The 15,417-nt window shown below is 59.6% G+C and carries 13 protein-coding genes; 4 read left to right on the top strand and 9 right to left on the bottom strand.

Features of this window, described 5'->3' with window-relative positions:
* Positions 1–280: 280 nt before the first annotated feature.
* Positions 281–1,498, top strand: a complete 1,218-nt coding sequence (locus ACPYOP_RS10920) for a sensor histidine kinase (protein WP_481410403.1) — start codon at positions 281–283, stop codon at positions 1,496–1,498.
* 54 nt (positions 1,499–1,552) lie between these two features.
* On the top strand, positions 1,553–2,164 hold the full coding sequence (locus ACPYOP_RS10925) for a response regulator transcription factor (RefSeq protein WP_481410404.1): 612 nt from the start codon (positions 1,553–1,555) through the stop codon (positions 2,162–2,164).
* Positions 2,165–2,170: 6 nt separating this feature from the next.
* Here the strand turns inward: ACPYOP_RS10925 and ACPYOP_RS10930 are convergent, their stop codons facing one another.
* From ACPYOP_RS10930 to ACPYOP_RS10955, 6 genes are all read right to left on the bottom strand, one after another.
* Complete coding sequence (locus ACPYOP_RS10930) at positions 2,171–2,545, bottom strand: response regulator transcription factor (protein ID WP_481410405.1); 375 nt, start codon at positions 2,543–2,545, stop codon at positions 2,171–2,173.
* A 202-nt stretch (positions 2,546–2,747) separates the two neighbouring features.
* On the bottom strand, positions 2,748–3,323 hold the full coding sequence (locus tag ACPYOP_RS10935; RefSeq protein ID WP_481410406.1) for a helix-turn-helix domain-containing protein: 576 nt from the start codon (positions 3,321–3,323) through the stop codon (positions 2,748–2,750).
* Between the two features lie 338 nt (positions 3,324–3,661).
* Positions 3,662–4,729, bottom strand: a complete 1,068-nt coding sequence (locus tag ACPYOP_RS10940; protein ID WP_481410407.1) for an MBL fold metallo-hydrolase — start codon at positions 4,727–4,729, stop codon at positions 3,662–3,664.
* Positions 4,730–4,784: 55 nt separating this feature from the next.
* Positions 4,785–5,126 carry a DUF2188 domain-containing protein gene (locus tag ACPYOP_RS10945; RefSeq protein ID WP_481410408.1) on the bottom strand — a complete coding sequence of 114 codons (342 nt, stop codon included), beginning with the start codon at positions 5,124–5,126 and terminating at the stop codon, positions 4,785–4,787.
* Positions 5,127–5,452: 326 nt separating this feature from the next.
* Positions 5,453–6,565, bottom strand: a complete 1,113-nt coding sequence (locus ACPYOP_RS10950; RefSeq protein ID WP_481410409.1) for an FAD binding domain-containing protein — start codon at positions 6,563–6,565, stop codon at positions 5,453–5,455.
* Positions 6,566–6,574: 9 nt separating this feature from the next.
* Positions 6,575–7,786, bottom strand: coding sequence for an MFS transporter (locus ACPYOP_RS10955; RefSeq protein ID WP_481410410.1), 1,212 nt, complete (start codon positions 7,784–7,786; stop codon positions 6,575–6,577).
* Between the two features lie 104 nt (positions 7,787–7,890).
* On the opposite strand from ACPYOP_RS10955, the gene ACPYOP_RS10960 reads away from it, so the two are divergent.
* Positions 7,891–8,790, top strand: a complete 900-nt coding sequence (locus ACPYOP_RS10960; RefSeq protein WP_481410411.1) for a LysR family transcriptional regulator — start codon at positions 7,891–7,893, stop codon at positions 8,788–8,790.
* On the opposite strand, the gene ACPYOP_RS10965 is transcribed toward ACPYOP_RS10960, so the two are convergent.
* Genes ACPYOP_RS10965 through ACPYOP_RS10975 form a run of 3 tightly spaced genes read right to left on the bottom strand, consistent with a single transcriptional unit; the run spans position 8,780 to position 12,821 of the window.
* Entirely contained in the window at positions 8,780–11,038 is a 2,259-nt protein-coding gene (locus ACPYOP_RS10965) for a xanthine dehydrogenase family protein molybdopterin-binding subunit (RefSeq protein WP_481410412.1), read from the bottom strand. The genes ACPYOP_RS10960 and ACPYOP_RS10965 overlap by 11 nt on opposite strands.
* Entirely contained in the window at positions 11,035–11,523 is a 489-nt protein-coding gene (locus ACPYOP_RS10970) for a (2Fe-2S)-binding protein (protein WP_481410413.1), read from the bottom strand. Before ACPYOP_RS10970 ends, ACPYOP_RS10965 begins: the two co-directional genes overlap by 4 nt.
* On the bottom strand, positions 11,520–12,821 hold the full coding sequence (locus tag ACPYOP_RS10975) for a c-type cytochrome (protein WP_481410414.1): 1,302 nt from the start codon (positions 12,819–12,821) through the stop codon (positions 11,520–11,522). The genes ACPYOP_RS10970 and ACPYOP_RS10975 overlap by 4 nt, the downstream gene beginning before the upstream one ends.
* Before the next feature lie 395 nt (positions 12,822–13,216).
* Here ACPYOP_RS10975 and ACPYOP_RS10980 point away from each other — a divergent pair, with 395 nt between their 5' ends.
* The gene (locus ACPYOP_RS10980) at positions 13,217–14,779 is read left to right on the top strand and encodes a cyclic nucleotide-binding domain-containing protein (RefSeq protein WP_481410415.1); all 1,563 of its coding nucleotides are present in this window, start codon (positions 13,217–13,219) and stop codon (positions 14,777–14,779) included.
* Positions 14,780–15,417: the final 638 nt, after the last annotated feature.

A 15,417-nucleotide genomic window follows, 5' to 3' on the forward strand; every position in this document is an offset into this window, starting at 1 on the left:
ACTGGGCGTCAAAAAGGCAATCAGTTTTGAACGAAAGGCTCGTCCTTTGATGCATAGCTCCGTCTTGTAAATTCCACCTATGGTGCGGCTGAAATCGCTGTGATAGCGTCCGGATAATTCAAAAAAACCTCAGTTCTTGCAACGGAGTTAGACGGATGCCAATCTTGACGGTCCGCGACGACACGTGTCTTTATTACAAGGACTGGGGCAGCGGTCCGGTGGTTTTTTTCAGCACGCACAAGGACAGGCTGAAACAAGACCTGTTTGGTTTCTTGCGGCAATGAGTATCGACGCGTTATGCGGCTTGACCGGCGACGACAGCCTCTTCCATTTCATGCCGATTGGCATCATTCGCCTCGCGGCGAAAGACGCGTGGAAAATCATCGCGAACCTTCGTTCGCCCGAGAAAGGCCATGGTGCGTTCGAACTCAGCCAGGACGTCAGTTGCGCGCTCGGCAACGCTTGCCTCATAGCGGAAGCCAATCCCAGCGCCTGCGCTTTGCTTCAGGTCAAAGATCCGGCGACGATCGTGATGCAGCCGATCGCATCGGTTCTCCCGGAAGATACGCTAAAACACTTTACGGAAGGTCTCCATCAACTCTTTCGAGGTCGAACCGCGATAGCCTATGACGGCAGTCTGACGGTCGTCGATGGAGGCAAACATCAGGTCGCTTTCAATCTGTGGCAGGTCGAGCGGGACATCGCGCCAAACGACATCTATCTCAGCTTCTCGAGCCTTCGTCAGAGGATATCGCTCGAGCAGACAAAGGATGGCCTGCAAAGCGACCTGGCGCGCTCGGCACGCATCTCGCTGCTGGGAGAGATGACCGCATCGATCGCGCACGAGGTCAATCAGCCGCTCGGAACCATCGTCGCGAGCGCCGAGGCCGGCTTGCGGTGGCTGTCCAGGGATGAGCCTGATATCAGCGAGGCCAAACTCCTGCTCGAGCGCATCGCCAAGAACAGCAAGCGCGCAGCCGACGTCATCACAACGATGCGGGCCATGGCCAGCAACAAGAAATCGGAGCATCTTCCGACCAACATCAATTCAGTCATAGAAGAAGCGGTCCTTCTTCTGCGCTCCGATTTCGCCAAGCGTCAGGTCACCCTGCGCCTCGATCTTTCGCCCATGCTTCCGCTGGTGAAGGCTGACAAGACGCAGATCCTGCAGGTGATTGTCAATCTCGCCCTCAACGCCGCGCAAGCTATGTCGGATGGACAAGCCTGGAACAGAACCTTGTGCATTCGCACCCGGCAAAGCGACACCGATGTCATGGTGGACGTCGAAGACAGCGGACCGGGGATCGATCCCCATGCTCGTGAGCGGCTTTTCGAGAGCTTTTTTTCGACCAAGGAAACCGGCATCGGCATGGGTCTTGTCATTTGCCGTTCGATCATAGAAGCGCATGGCAGCCGGATCGAGCTCCAGTCGACGCCCCACCTGGGGGCACGTTTCAGCTTCGGCCTTCCCGTGGAGCAGACGCATGTCAATGGATAGGACGCGCAGGCGGCATTGCCGAAAGACCGTCCTGCGTCTCAACTTGGTTTGGATATGAATACGACACCAATTGTGCATGTCATCGATGACGACCACGACTTGCGTATTTCGCTCGACAGCTTGCTTCGATCGGTCGGACTGAAAACCGTGCTGCACGAAACGGTTCCGAATTTCTCGGTTTTCACGGGATCAAATGGTCCGTGCTGCGCGCTCGTGGACGTCCGTCTTCCGGGCTTCAGCGGTCTCGATTTCCAGGATCAGCTTTTGAAAAGCGAGAAATCCGTCCCTTTGATCTTCATGACCGGTTTTGGAGATATCCCGATGACGGTCCGAGCCATGAAGGCCGGTGCCATCGATTTCCTTCCAAAGCCCTTCCGAGACCAGGATATGCTGGACGCTGTGTCACGAGCACTGGAAATTGACCGGCAGCGGCAGTCAAAGGATTCCGAGGTCTCATCACTGCGGACTCGCTATCAGGAGCTCAGCTCGCGCGAGAAGGAAGTGATGGCGCTGGTGGCGACAGGGCTGATGAACAAGCAGATCGCCGGGCGACTGTCGCTGAGCGAGGTTACGGTCAAGATCCATCGCGGTTCGGCGATGCGCAAGATGGATGCTCGAACGCTGGCCGACCTCATCAAGATGGCCGAAAGGCTGAACGAAGCCTGATCTGCCTCATTCCGTTATCACGCCGATTTCCTTCAGACTTGATGCGAGCTCTTCGAAACCGAACGGCTTGGTGACGAAACCGCAAGCGCCGGAACCATAGGCTTTTTCCTCCAGCTCCAGGGCGCCGCACCCAGTCATGAGGATGACCGGCAGCTCCTTGGCCTTGCCTCGGAGGATGTCGATAAGTTCCAGGCCATCGACTTTCGGCATGTCGATGTCGCTGATGACGCAGGCGAAGTCCAGGAGGTTCGCCCGATTGATCAACAATTCGGCGGAACTGAAACATTCCACCGTACACCCGAGTGAGCGAACGAGGCTGCCAAGCGCCGCCAAGAACTCGGCGTCGTCATCGACAATCCCTATAAGCGCGGTGGGCGGCATCTCAGCTTCCCTCATATGCATCGATCTTAGATGCCTCTCGGCCAAGCATAGTGAGATATTCACGCCCTTCAATCGTGCGCAGCGCGTTCCTAACTTCTTTCGCTTCTGAGGTGATCCGGACGCGAAGTGAAGGTTTCCCAATTTGTCCATTCGTCCTCGCGCAAGATCTGCGTCAGAGCAGCGCCGTGACGGCATCATTCGGTCATGCGGCGGCTCGGCTTTCCGGGCTTGCCATGTATCGCCGCCAGGCGCTCGGCGTCGTCCCAGTCACACGACGGAAAATTCGCGACAGATGAGCTTGGTCAGCCAGCCCGCAATCAAGCGCAATCTCGCAGAGGGGGGCGTCGCTGTTCAGCATGCGATATTTCGCGAACTCCACCCGACGTTCAACGACATAGTTGTGCGGCGAGATACCGAAGGTTACCTTGAACGCAGCCGAGAAGTAGCTCGTGCTGAGCTTAACAACCTGGGCAAGCTCATCGAGAGCGATCGAATGCGAAATGCGGTCCTCGATGTAGTTCTTCACGCGATTGATTTGCCAGGGAGCCAGGCCGCCAGCGGGATTGCGCTGGCGTTCCGCAGGCTCGACCGGAATTGCAAAAGGCTTCAACAGGCTCGAAGCCTGCTTCATGAGATCGATGGCGATCGTCTCGTCCTTTTCGACGCAGCGGATCGCGCAAAGAAGAAGGGAGGACACCTCCTCTGCGGTTTCCGTCGCGACATTCTTGAAAGTGATGGGAGAAGCGTTGTGGGCGAAAACGGCGGCAGTAGCGGACATCGTCTATCTCCAATGTGACCCTATAAACTTTCGATAGGGTCATCTTGGAACGGATGCTCTGATCACGAAATTGTACACTGATCCGGTTCCGGCACACGTACGTCCTAGGGGATCATACTAAGGTATTATCTCGGCGCGAAGCGGATACAGCAGCGCTCGGCAGGACGCCTCCTGGAACATTACGGTCCTGCGTAAGATTCTCGTGGATCCGGAAGACAAGCCGAGCTTTAGCCAAAAAGGGGCTCGACTGAAACCAGCCGCTGCGGACATAAAGATGGGGCGTCGTGAGCCCACGATATGCCGCCTCATTTCAAGGAACTCCGCGCAGATGAACGCGATCACTTTGCGCCTGCCAGAGCAGCGTCGTAATTGGCGGGAATCCAGAAGAAATGCCCGTCCTTTGCCTTCACATGCCCGAGACCGGGAAAGGAGATATGGGCCGCTCCGATCCAGTAGCCCTTCTGTGCGGCGTCGGCGAAGATGGCGAGCCGTTCGCTTTCCGCCATTTCGGCATCGCTATCATAGGCGACCGTCACCGCGGGGTCGGGGAATTGCACGGCGCCGACATGCACGACATCGCCCCATAACAGTAACTTGGCACCGCCGCTCTCGACTTCGAAGAAGCTATGACCAGGCGTGTGGCCGGGGCTGGCGATTGGCTTGATGCCTGGGGAAAGTTCCTCGCCATAGGTGAACGGCTTGAAACGCCCGGCGTCGATATAGGGCCTCAGAGACGCCTTGTCGCCTTCGAACATCGATTTCAGGAGCTCCGGAGCTGCCGTTTCATTAACGTCCTTCAGCCAATAGTCGGCATCGGCCTGGCTCACTCTGACGATGGCGTTCGGAAAAGCGATCTTGCCGTTCGGTGCCACGCCGCCGACGTGATCCGCATGCAGATGGGTCAGATAGATCTCATCGACCTGCTCGGGCGCATAACCAGCCGCCCGAAGACTGTCGATAAGGTGGCCGCAGCAATCGCCGTAAAGGCTGCCAGCGCCGCTGTCGATCAGGATAAGCTTCGATCCGGTGTTGACCAGGAAGGCATTGATCGATCCTGCGACCGGAGCCGCGAGATTGTTTTCCGCGAGCAGTGCATCGACCTCGCCTGGGGAGGACAGATCGAGCGGCACGTTCTGCCCGCCGGTCGACGATGTCTTGGTGAGGACCTTGTGGACCGAGAACGTATGCGTGCCATCGGACAGCGCGGTGATTTCGAAATTGCCGAGCGTCATGCGGTAAAAGCCGGGGGCTTGCGTGCCGACCTTGGGAGCGGCGGCCAGCGCGGAATCAGCCAATAGCGTGACGGAAAGGATTGAGCAGAAGACGAGCAAGCCGAGGTTTAGCCTCAGGCCTGCGACCCTCCATTTCCGCCCGAAAGACCCGGCGAGGAAATCTCGGTAGTTCATAAATTTCTCCTGATTTTGACGGGATATACCGTTTCATCGCGCTGCGCATTGCCGCTCAGCGTCGCAATCGGTTCGGAACGGATATATATATATGGAGCGCGACAGCAGCGGAGTTGGCAAACCGGCTTGCCGGGCGTCGGCAGGCGCTGGAATGCGCCCTACTTCCGGTGCTATTCGTTAGCGACATCGACCTCGGGACGATCTGTTCCCGATGCCACGAGCCGTCCTCGGATTGGAAAAGGATCTCCGCATCGTGGCCCTCGAGCTGCTGGCGGCGAGCTGCGCGATGGGCTGCGGCACGTGCCGCCGCGTGGCTTGGGTAGGGCTCCGACCAGACATCGTTCAGTCGATAAGCCCAGCCACCGTCATGCTGGCCAATGTGATATGTCAGGTGCATCGATGCGCTTCCTTTTTCATGGTCATCCTCTTTTCCCGAGGATCAGTCTGGCCGGAAGCGGGGGCAGTTGCGACGAGCTCTTGTCGAACGACCCACATGCCTCCGGTGTTCTGACGCCGTTGTAGGGGAAAGCCGGTCTGTCCGTATTGTCGGTTTCTCCGCTCCGTGGACGTTTCACCTGCCGATCTCGCCAAATGGAGCGGTGGTATGCAAAGGCGTTACCACGACCAGGCGACCGTATGATTGCGGCTGTTGGCTGAGCTGGTTACGAGGATAAGCCGAGGGAGCCGTCGCGATAAGGCCGATCGCGATGCCATCAACCCATCCTAAAGGGCAGACGCGCCCAGCCGCCGCCCATAATCAGCGATGGACTTTCCGACAGGCAGCCGTTCCTGTTCATAACGGGCGAGCGCCTCGGAGAGGTCCTCAGACGCCAGCAACGCTTCTCTCAGCGCGAGCGTATCGCCGGCAGCCTTCGAGACACCCATCGCCGTGTGTGGCCGAACGACAAAGGCAGCATCGCCGATCAAGGCCGTATGCGCGGATACGATTTTTGCCGCTTCAAAGTCGAAGATCCCCTGGATGGAAGCCTGGGGTTCGGCTTCGATCGCCTTAACGAATGGGGGCGGCAGCATCGCGACGGCATCCGCGCGGAGCCTCTGCAGCCGCTCCTGCGACAATGCGCCCCGCGGCAGGGAATAGTCGAATGACCGGCCATCGGCGGCGGTGAACAGTGTCTGCAATTCGCCCGCGGCAGCGGGACGATACCAGACCCAATTATACCGGCGCTCGCCGGGGCCGGTTTCGCCGTTCGGACCGGGAACGAGATAGCCGAGGACATGAATCCCGCTCGTCACGTAAAAGGCGAAGCGATCCAGCAGGATCGCTGCTTCCTGCGGCAACGCCGTCTCCGGAATAAGACCGCGCCAGGCCACGTAACCGGCGAAGCGGTTCGACGCATCCGCGTTGAGCAGAGGGCGAACGACCGAGCCGAGGCCGTCCGCGCCGATGACAAGATCGGCGTCTTCTCGTCGGCCATCGGCGAACAGGAGCTGAGCACCTTCGGAGCCTTCGACCACTCCGACAACGGGTTGCCCGATCAGATAGCTTTCGGCCACCATATGGGACGCGACGGTCGAATAGAGAAAGTCCCAGGAGATCTGCATCTGCGGCGTCCGCAATGTCTCCGCGACGCCTCCATCCCGGTTGAAGTAGATCCGCTCCTTGGCGACCACACCGACGCGGGCGACATGCTCGCAACCGACGGCGCGCAGCATCCTGAAGAGATCATGCTGTCCGACAAGGCCCGCTCCCCGTCCGGCCAGGCCGGACGAAGAGCGTTCGTAGATTTTTACATCATGGCCGTCGCGCTGGAGGAGGATGCCAGCAAAGAGACCTGCAAGCGATCCTCCGACGATCCGAATACGCAGCCGCTTCATGGCAATCTCCTATCGCGCGCTGGCAGCCGTGGTCGAACGGGCACGATGTTCGACCGCACGAATGGCCAAGGCGACCGCCGCAAGTAGGGCGCCGAGGGCACTGACGCCGATCCAGCCGCCATACTCCCAGGCCGCAGTCGCCAGCGCCGCGCCGATCGCACCACCGAGGAACATTGAGGTCATGAAGATGGTATTCAGTCGGCTGCGGGCATCGGCATCGAGCGCATAGACGATATGCTGGTTGGACACGAGCGCACTCTGGATGCCGAAGTCGAGGATGACGACACCGATCACCAGAGCGGCGAGCGAGGCCCACAGACCGAAGATCACCCAGGCGACCAGCGTCAGCAAAGCGCCCATCCAAACGACGAAGTGCGGTCCACGGCGATCTGCGATCTTGCCGGCAAGCGGCGCGGCAAAGATGCCGGCTGCGCCGACGATCCCGAAGAGGCCGGCGACATCGGCGCCGAGGTTGAAGCGCGGTGTCTGCAGGTAGAGCGCCAGGATTGTCCAGAAGGCCGTGAACGAGCCGAAGAGCGAAGCCTGCATCAGTGCGGCCGTTCGAAGCGCTCGTTCCCGCTTCCACAAATGGGCAAGTGACTTGATGGCGTTATGATAGGCCATGCGCGAGGTCGGACGATGATGAGGCAGAGCGAAATACATCAGGACTGCTGCGCCAAGCGCCAAAGGCACGCCGATCCAGAACATCTCGCGCCATCCGGCATGCTGACCGACAAATCCGGACAATGTTCTGCTGAACAGGATTCCGGATAGCACACCCGCCATCACGGTACCGATCGTCGAACCGCGCTTCTCGGGAGAGGCGAGCGAGGCGGCAAAGGGAACGATCTGCTGGGCGACCGTGGAACTGGCGCCGACGACGAGCGAGGCCAGCACGAGCGACCAGGCCGAGGGAGCGATGGCCGCCAGCGCAAGCGCGACCGACAGAACGACGAACTGGCCGATGATCAGCTTGCGCCGATGGACGAGGTCCCCGAGCGGCAGCAGGAAGAAAAGGCCGAGTGCATAACCGAGCTGCGTGGCAGTCGGGATAAAGCCCGTGATCGGCTGGTGCTGGAATTCATTCTCAATGATCCCGAGCATCGGCTGATTGTAATAGATATTCGCCACGGCGATGCCACTGGCTGCCGCCATGGCAAATAATGCCGGCCTCGAAAGCTCTTTCGACACCACCGGCCGATGATGATTTAACGTGTCCATGATCCTTGCCTTTCTGGCTGAAGAGATGTGCTTTTATCTAGCTTTTTATCTCAAAGCGTTTTAGCCATCTTGGATGATCGGCCTGTGTAACGGATATCGATATAATGAACACGGATGATGTGTTGGTCTTCACCGCGGCGATTTCGGCCGGAAGCCTTTCCGCTGCCGCACGGCGTCTCGGCGTCACTCCCATGGTCGCAACACGCAGGCTTGCCGCGCTTGAAGCCGCGGTCGGCGTCAGGCTGCTCCATCGCACAACGCGGTCGCTTTCGCTCACCCCGGAAGGCGAGAGCTTCCTGCCTTTCGCGCAAGCGCTCGTCGATAACGAAGCGGCTGCCATGGCGCTCCTGCATTCCGGCACCGAGAGCGCCGCCGGCTTGCTGCGCATATCCGTGCCGATCTCGTTCGCGCTGAAGTTCATCATGCCGATGGTGCCAAAGCTGCTAGAGGACAATCCGGATCTGAGAATCTCGGTCGACATGACCGACAGCTTGCCCGACCTCGTGGCGACCGGAACGGATCTCGCAATTCGCATCGCCCGGCTCAGGGACAGCAGCCTTATCGCCCGCAAACTCGCGGACAATCCGCGGGTCGTCGTCGCCAGTCCGCGCTATCTTGCCCGTCGCGGCACGCCCTCCTCCCTCGACGAACTCGCCGATCACGACTGCCTGTCGCTCGCCGGCGCCACTCATTGGACGTTTCGCGAGCATGGTGCTGAGCGGCACGCCAGACTGAACGGGCGCTTTTCCTGCAGCAGCATCGCAGGCTGCTACACGGCATGCCTTGGCGGAGGCGGCATCGCCATGTTGTCGACCTGGTACGCGGCCGACGATATCAAGGCTGGCCACCTGGTGCCGATCGATTTTCAGGGCGCGGAACCCGAGGCGATCAACATCTGGGCCGTCTATCCGACGACGCGTCTGGTGCTCCCCAAAGTCCGTGTCTTCATCACCGCTCTTCGCGCCGCGCTAGCGGAGGCTGGCATCGAGGGACCTAAAGAGTGACGATCGCCGCCCTCACCCGTTCCGGGGTCATCGGCATGTCGCGGAAGCGTATGCCGGTCGCGTCGGCCAACGCATTGGCAAGGGCGGCCGAAGTCGGCCCTTGCCCGCATTCGGCGACACCAAGAAACGGTTGGCCGGGTTGCTCCTCGACGATCACGTCGATCTTCTCAGGAATATCGAGGAAACGCAGGATCGGATACGCGCTCCAATCGAAGCTGGTGCGGATCGTTTCATCGTTGGTGACTTCCTCGCGCGTGCACCAACTGAGTGACTGAATGATCGCACCCTCGATCTGGTTCTGAACGCCATTGGGGCTGACGACTTCGCCGCAATCGGCGGCGGCTTGAACTCGGTGAACGGTGATGCGCCCTGTGTTCTGGTCGACGCTGATCTCCAGGCAGACGGCGCAATAGGCGCCGAGGTTCTTGTATCGGGCGAAGGCCATGCCGAAACCGTGGAAGAGACCTCTCTTTTGACGCTTGCGCCAGCCGAAGGCATCAGTCGCCGTTTGCATGACCTGGCGCGCCCGGACGTCGGCCATGTGGTTCAGCCGAAGATCGAGCGGATCGATATTGCCTGCAAGCGCCAGTTCGTCGAACATGCTTTCGATCGAGAAGACATTGAGATGGGCGCCGAGCGAACGCAATGCCGAGACCCTGATCGGCATGTCCTTGATGAAGTGATAAAGGACATTCATGTTCGGCAGATCGTAGAGCGGATTGGAATTGCGGCTTCCGTCTCCTTCCGGCATCGGAATTTCTTTACCTTCCGGCTGCGGAAAGCCGGGAACGATCTGGTTGCCGATGAGCACACCGCCGGCGCCGACCGGACGGTTGTTGTGCGGATTGCTCCAAACATCGTATTTCCACGCCACGATGCGGTTGGACGCGTCGAGACCAGCTTCGACCTCGGTAACCATGCCCGGACCGAGCGGCTCCCATCCGAACTCCTGTTCTCGCATCCATTGCAGCCGGACCGGCCGGCCGGGAACCGTCATGGCGATATAGGCCGCTTCGGCGGCGACGTCATCCGCGCCGTTCTGACCGTAGCAGCCGGAACCTTCGGCATGGATTGCACGGATTTTCTCGATGGGCCGGCCAAGCAGCTCGGCGGCGACGAGGCGCACGTCATAGGTCCCCTGGCTATGGGTCCAGATGGTCAGGAGATCGTCCTTGAGCAGCGCGACCGCACAGGAGGGACCGATCGAGCCGTGACTGATCCATCGGCGCGTATAGCGCGCCGACAGCGTTTTGACAGGCGCTGCGGCCGGATGGGCGACGTCGAGAATAACGATATCGCGAGCCGGCAATGCCTTCAACGTATCCGTGACGCTTCCCGTCGGAAACGGCGCTCCGGCGGGCTCGTAGTCGGATGCCTGGAGCGTGCGCATCAGTTTGATCGCGTCCCACTCTTTCTCGGCGACGATGGCCGCGAAATCACCGTTCTGCACGAACTTGACCACCTTGGGCATCACTTCGATCTCGGCGGCGGGCGGCAGCTTCAGACGTGTCCTCTCGCTCGGCCCGCGCAGCAAACGGGCATGCAGCATGCCCGGCAGGCGCATATCGTGAAGGAAAGCCTGACCGCCCGTCGTCTTGCCGGGGATGTCGATGCGCGGAAGGTTTGTGCCCATTGTTCGGAATTCGGTCTTCTGGCGCAGCGGTGCATGGGCGATTGCCTCGACATGCAGCGAGAGCACTGCGGCGACCTCGCCATAAGAAACAGTCTGGCCGTCGGATCCAAGAATTCGTCCATTTCCGGTCGTCGAAAGCTTCTCGGGCTCGACCTGCAACCGCTCGGCCGCCTTCTGCAGAAGCACCATCCGAACATTGGCTGCCGCGTTGCGGATTGCAGTGCCGCTATCCTGCATCGAATGGCTTCCCGCCGTCAGGCCCTCGTCAGGCGTGCGGGCGGTATCGACCGTCACGAGCGTGACCGAAGCAGGCGGCAGATCGAGCTCTTCCGCTGCGACCTGCAGCAATGCAGTTTTGATACCCTGCCCGAGCTCGGCCTTGCCGGTGAAGACGGTGGCATGACCCTTCTCATCGAGCTGGATCCACGAATCGAGATAGGGCCAGCTTTTCAGACTGCCGGGAAGGTCGGGAGCGACGACCGCAGGGCCTGCCCCTCCTTCGCCGCCGCCGGCAAGCTGGGCGAAAGCCGGACGCGTAAGTGCAAATGCGACGGCGATGCCGCTTGCGCTGAGGAAGGAACGCCGGGTGAGACCGGCATTCGGAATGGCGTTCATTGCGCGCCTCCCGTCACAGAAGCGGCGGAAAGAGCGCGGCTTGCGCGATGTACCGCCCTCAATATTCGGGTATGGGTTCCGCAACGGCAGAGATTGGGCTGCATATGCACGCGAATCTCCTCCTCAGTCGGCGACGGGTTACGATCGAGCAGCGCCTGGGCACGCATGATCATGCCGGCAATGCAATAGCCACACTGTGCGGCCTGCTCGTCCTGGAAGGCCTTCTGGACGACATTCGGCTTTTCGGCCGTGCCCAGCCCCTCGATGGTGCGCACCTTCCTGCCTGCGAGCAGGCCGACCGGCGTCAGGCAGGAAAAGACCGGCTTCCCGTCGACATGCACGGTGCAGGCACCGCATTGTCCAAGGCCGCATCCATACTTTGCGCCGTTCAGCTCGAGGTCGTCACGGAGCACATAGAGAAGCGGCGTATCCGGATCGGATTCCACCTCATGGCCTTCACCATTGACGTTGATCGAGATCGTCATTGCGCATTCTCCTTGCGAATATCGCCGACAGTGGCTTCCAGATTCGGCCATGCCGGCTTGTCGGTGAAGCGGGCGCGGGCATAGGAGAGCACATCGGCCAGTTGGCGATCGGTCATGGTGCTGGAAAAGGACGGCATGTAGGCGCCTTTTTCCCCTGGCGGCACGATCCCTTGCAGCAGTGTCTGCACGGCGTTTCTCGGATCGTCTGCTCTGAGGTCAGACGCGGTCGAAAGAAGCGGCCGGCCGTTGACGTTCATCGGCGCTCGCGGCGCGTGGCAGCCGGAGCAGGCACCTTCGAAGAGAAGATCGGCCTCGGAATGCGCGGCGGCGGCAGGTCGGTTATCGGTGGTGGCATCGACTGTGGCGACTGTCGTAGTGGCCTCCCGGGAGGGATGCATCTGGGAATCGATATATACGGCGATCGCCCTGACGTCGGTATCCTTGAGACGGGAGAGGCCTTCGGCAACAGGTCCCATCGGGCCGCCCGCCGCACTGTGCCCCCGATCGGATCCCGTCTTGAGATAGGCAAAGAGCGAATCCGCATTCCAGCTCGCGGCGGAAGGGTTCGTCTCGTCGAGCGCGGGCGCATTCCAGCCCTCCGCGACGCCGCCGGCAAATTCGCGCGCCCTTTCCTCGCCACCAGCGAGATTGCGCGGCGTATGACAGCCACCGCAATGGGCAAGTCCGTCCACCAGATATTTGCCCCGGTTCCATTCGGCGCTTTCGTTCGCCTGGGGCTCGAACGCCGACTGCCGGAGGAAGAGCAGTTTCCAGCCGGCAAGCAGCGGCCGGAATCCGAGGCCCGGAAGCAACTGGTTTTCAGGAGCCTGCTGCGAGACCGGCTGGCGGGTCATCAGAAATGCGTAGATGGCCTTGAGGTCATCGTCGCTGACATGGGTAAAATGCTCATAGGGCAATGCCGGATAGAGATGGCTTCCATCGCGACCGACGCCCTGCCTCATGGCGCGGCTGAATGCGGCAAGCGGCCAGGCGCCGATGCCCGTCTTCTCGTCAGGGGTGATATTGTCCGAGAAGAGCGTGCCGAAAGGCGTCGGCAAAGCCCGCGCGCCGGCAAAGGGCGCGCCGTTCGGCGCCGTGTGACAGACGATGCAATCGCCGACGGTGGTGAGTTGCTCGCCCTTTGCCACGAGACCGCGGTCGAAGCTCGAGGGGGATGGGCGCGCGATTTCGGGAAGTGCCGGCTCATAGACGATCCAGGCGGCAATCCCGACCCCAGTAACGATCATAGCCGATACGAACGCGGCTCCGATTGCCAGATGTCGCTTCGAAAGTTTCATATGGGAGTGCTTCGCTGTTGCAAACGTTGCGAATATTTCGCGCATAGTCATGAAGCGCGTCTTGTCGTCATGGCTGTATTTTGGACAAATCGATTGTTCGTCAAAGCCTTTGACGGCCCGGAAGCGCACCGCTCTTAAGGTCGCCCCGCGTTGCTGATAATCAGATCAATATGTGCCTGCCTTGCGAGCACTGCGGTCAGCGACAGTATTTCTGACCGCATCAAGGAGAAGAGTTATCAAAGCCAAGTCGCGACCGTGGCAACGCCCAGATCCACCGCTAAGGAGAGCTTGCCCTGGTCGCGATCTTACCCAACAATGAATTCCAACGAGATTGAAATTGCATACGTGAACTAAGCGTTGTTCACCGTTGCTGAACGATAGAACGCCAAAATTCGTTGAAATCGCCAAGACGCCGTTCTGAAAGTGGTCTACCGGTGGTGGGTTGTTCCCTGGGCCACGTGATGCGATATCTCTTTGATCCTATTCCGCAATTTTTGCTCCTCGTCGCCATTGTCGCCGGTGCGCATTGGCTATTGCCGAAGCACAGGGCCGTCCGTTTTGCTATCGATGTCGCTTTTTTTATTACATTGACCACCATTCTGCTGGCGAACGGCGTTGCGCCCTACGCCGAAACGTTGACATCGTCGGACCTTTGGCACCGCCTGTTCTATGGACTTGCAAAGACGATCTGGTGGCTCGGCGGGGCGACGATGCTTGTCAGCAGCATCAGGCTGTTCCTGATCTTCGAGCGCCGCCCCCGCGAAGCGAGGTTCGTCCAGGACTTGATCGCTGGGATTATCTATGTCGGGGCGGCACTTTCGGTGGTGGCCTATGTATTCAGTGTGCCGGTTGGCACGCTGATCGCCACATCCGGTGTCTTTGCTATCGTCCTTGGTCTGGCGTTGCAAAGCACGCTTTCCGACGTATTCTCCGGCATCGCCCTCAATCTTGGTCGTTCGTACACGGTCGGAAACTGGATCATTTTGGAAGGTGGTGTCCAGGGTCGCGTCATCGAGACGAACTGGCGCGCGACCCATCTCTCCAACGCCACCAACGATCTCGTCGTCATTCCAAACAGCGCGCTCGCAAAATCGCAACTCGTCAATCTCAACAGCCCCGATGAAACACATGGCATTGCCATGTCGATCAAGCTTGCTCCGACGAGCACACCAGCGACCATGACGAGACTGCTCGAAACGGTCACGCTGGGAAGCAATCATATGATGCGCATTCCGGATCCCCTGATCTCGATCGTCAGCCTCACCAAGGAAGTCATCGAATTCGAGCTTGCTTTTCGCATCCGTGACATTTCCGAGACGACACCCGCAAGGAATGAGATTTACGATCTGTTGTACCGGCACGCGCTGGCGGCCGGAATTCCACTCGCAAGTAACGCCGTGTTCAATGCAGCGCTCAGACCAGAGGCTTTGACTGGCACAGAGGAAGCGTCCGAGAACCCGTTACGGCTCATGGCGATGCTGCCACTCTTTTCCGCCCTTACGGAAAAAGAGCGTGAAACGCTCTTCAGATCCGCTACGCGACGAACTTACTCCAAAGGGACAGAGATTATTCCGCAGGCAGAACGCTCACAGGCGTTGACGCTCGTGGAAAGTGGCGTGGTGCATGTCGTCCGCCAGGAGAATGGTCGGGATGTGGAACTCAATCGACTATCGCCGGGGGATTTCTTCGGCGAACGTGGTCTCTTGATCGGCGCGGAAGAACCCGGCCGCATCGTCGCCCTGACGGCGGTCGTTGCCTGCGAGATTGGGAAAGATCAGCTCTGCGAAGTCCTGCGGGAGCGTCCCGTTTTGGCTGACGCGATCGGCGCAACGCTCGCCGATAGGCTCGAGCAGGAAAAGCGCCTGCGCGGGGATGGCATCACACCATTGCAGCATGCGCAGACATTGGCCAACCGCATCCGCCAGCTCTTTCAGCTTTCACACGCAAGTTCGGCCTGATCGAAGATGATCGGACCGGACCTGGAGGCGGATCGAAGAATTCACCCGGTGGATCTCCATGATACATCGGCGTCCCTGCCGAAAGCTATTTCATTTTATAGGGCGAAAGTCCTGATTGATCGGGACTTTCGCCCGTGTTCAGAAGCGCTCGTGAGATATAATATCCGCGGAACAAAGCCTTGCTTAGGCGGCGTACAGGTCGGAATGGAAAAACACATGAAAAATATCGCAATAGCAGCGCTGGCGCTCGCAACGACGTTGGCCGCGTCACCGGCATTTTCCCAGATTTATTTCGAATACGGGGTTGGACCGCGCTACGATTATGACCGGCCCCCACCACGCTACTATCGTTATCCGCCAGCCTACGCTTACGATGGCGATTACGACGGCCCTAGATATAGGTACGGCCAGCGCTGCTGGACAGAAAGACGTTACGGATACCGCCATCACCATAGGGTCGTGGTGCGACAGACCGTTTGCGACTAGCAGCTATACGCCATCTAGCTCGCTTTTCACTCTCGTTTCAGGAAAGCCCTTTAGAAGACCGCCGTGCGAACCCATCTGCCCTCAACCGGATGTTCGCACAAGAGGCTATTGCCTAGCCTCAAAGCCCTGCCTCATCCCCAACAGTTGAGGCA

Source organism: Rhizobium sp. KNZ2-6A, from assembly GCF_056755475.1.

Bases quoted from the DNA above. Each gene is read 5' to 3' on its own strand.
- ACPYOP_RS10920 (WP_481410403.1), top strand. From the start codon at position 281: ATGAGTATCGACGCGTTATGCGGCTTGACCGGCGACGACAGCCTCTTC.
- ACPYOP_RS10925 (WP_481410404.1), top strand. From the start codon at position 1,553: ATGAATACGACACCAATTGTGCATGTCATCGATGACGACCACGACTTG.
- ACPYOP_RS10930 (WP_481410405.1), bottom strand. From the start codon at position 2,545: ATGCCGCCCACCGCGCTTATAGGGATTGTCGATGACGACGCCGAGTTC.
- ACPYOP_RS10935 (WP_481410406.1), bottom strand. From the start codon at position 3,323: ATGTCCGCTACTGCCGCCGTTTTCGCCCACAACGCTTCTCCCATCACT.
- ACPYOP_RS10940 (WP_481410407.1), bottom strand. From the start codon at position 4,729: ATGAACTACCGAGATTTCCTCGCCGGGTCTTTCGGGCGGAAATGGAGG.
- ACPYOP_RS10945 (WP_481410408.1), bottom strand. From the start codon at position 5,126: ATGCACCTGACATATCACATTGGCCAGCATGACGGTGGCTGGGCTTAT.
- ACPYOP_RS10950 (WP_481410409.1), bottom strand. From the start codon at position 6,565: ATGAAGCGGCTGCGTATTCGGATCGTCGGAGGATCGCTTGCAGGTCTC.
- ACPYOP_RS10955 (WP_481410410.1), bottom strand. From the start codon at position 7,786: ATGGACACGTTAAATCATCATCGGCCGGTGGTGTCGAAAGAGCTTTCG.
- ACPYOP_RS10960 (WP_481410411.1), top strand. From the start codon at position 7,891: ATGAACACGGATGATGTGTTGGTCTTCACCGCGGCGATTTCGGCCGGA.
- ACPYOP_RS10965 (WP_481410412.1), bottom strand. From the start codon at position 11,038: ATGAACGCCATTCCGAATGCCGGTCTCACCCGGCGTTCCTTCCTCAGC.
- ACPYOP_RS10970 (WP_481410413.1), bottom strand. From the start codon at position 11,523: ATGACGATCTCGATCAACGTCAATGGTGAAGGCCATGAGGTGGAATCC.
- ACPYOP_RS10975 (WP_481410414.1), bottom strand. From the start codon at position 12,821: ATGAAACTTTCGAAGCGACATCTGGCAATCGGAGCCGCGTTCGTATCG.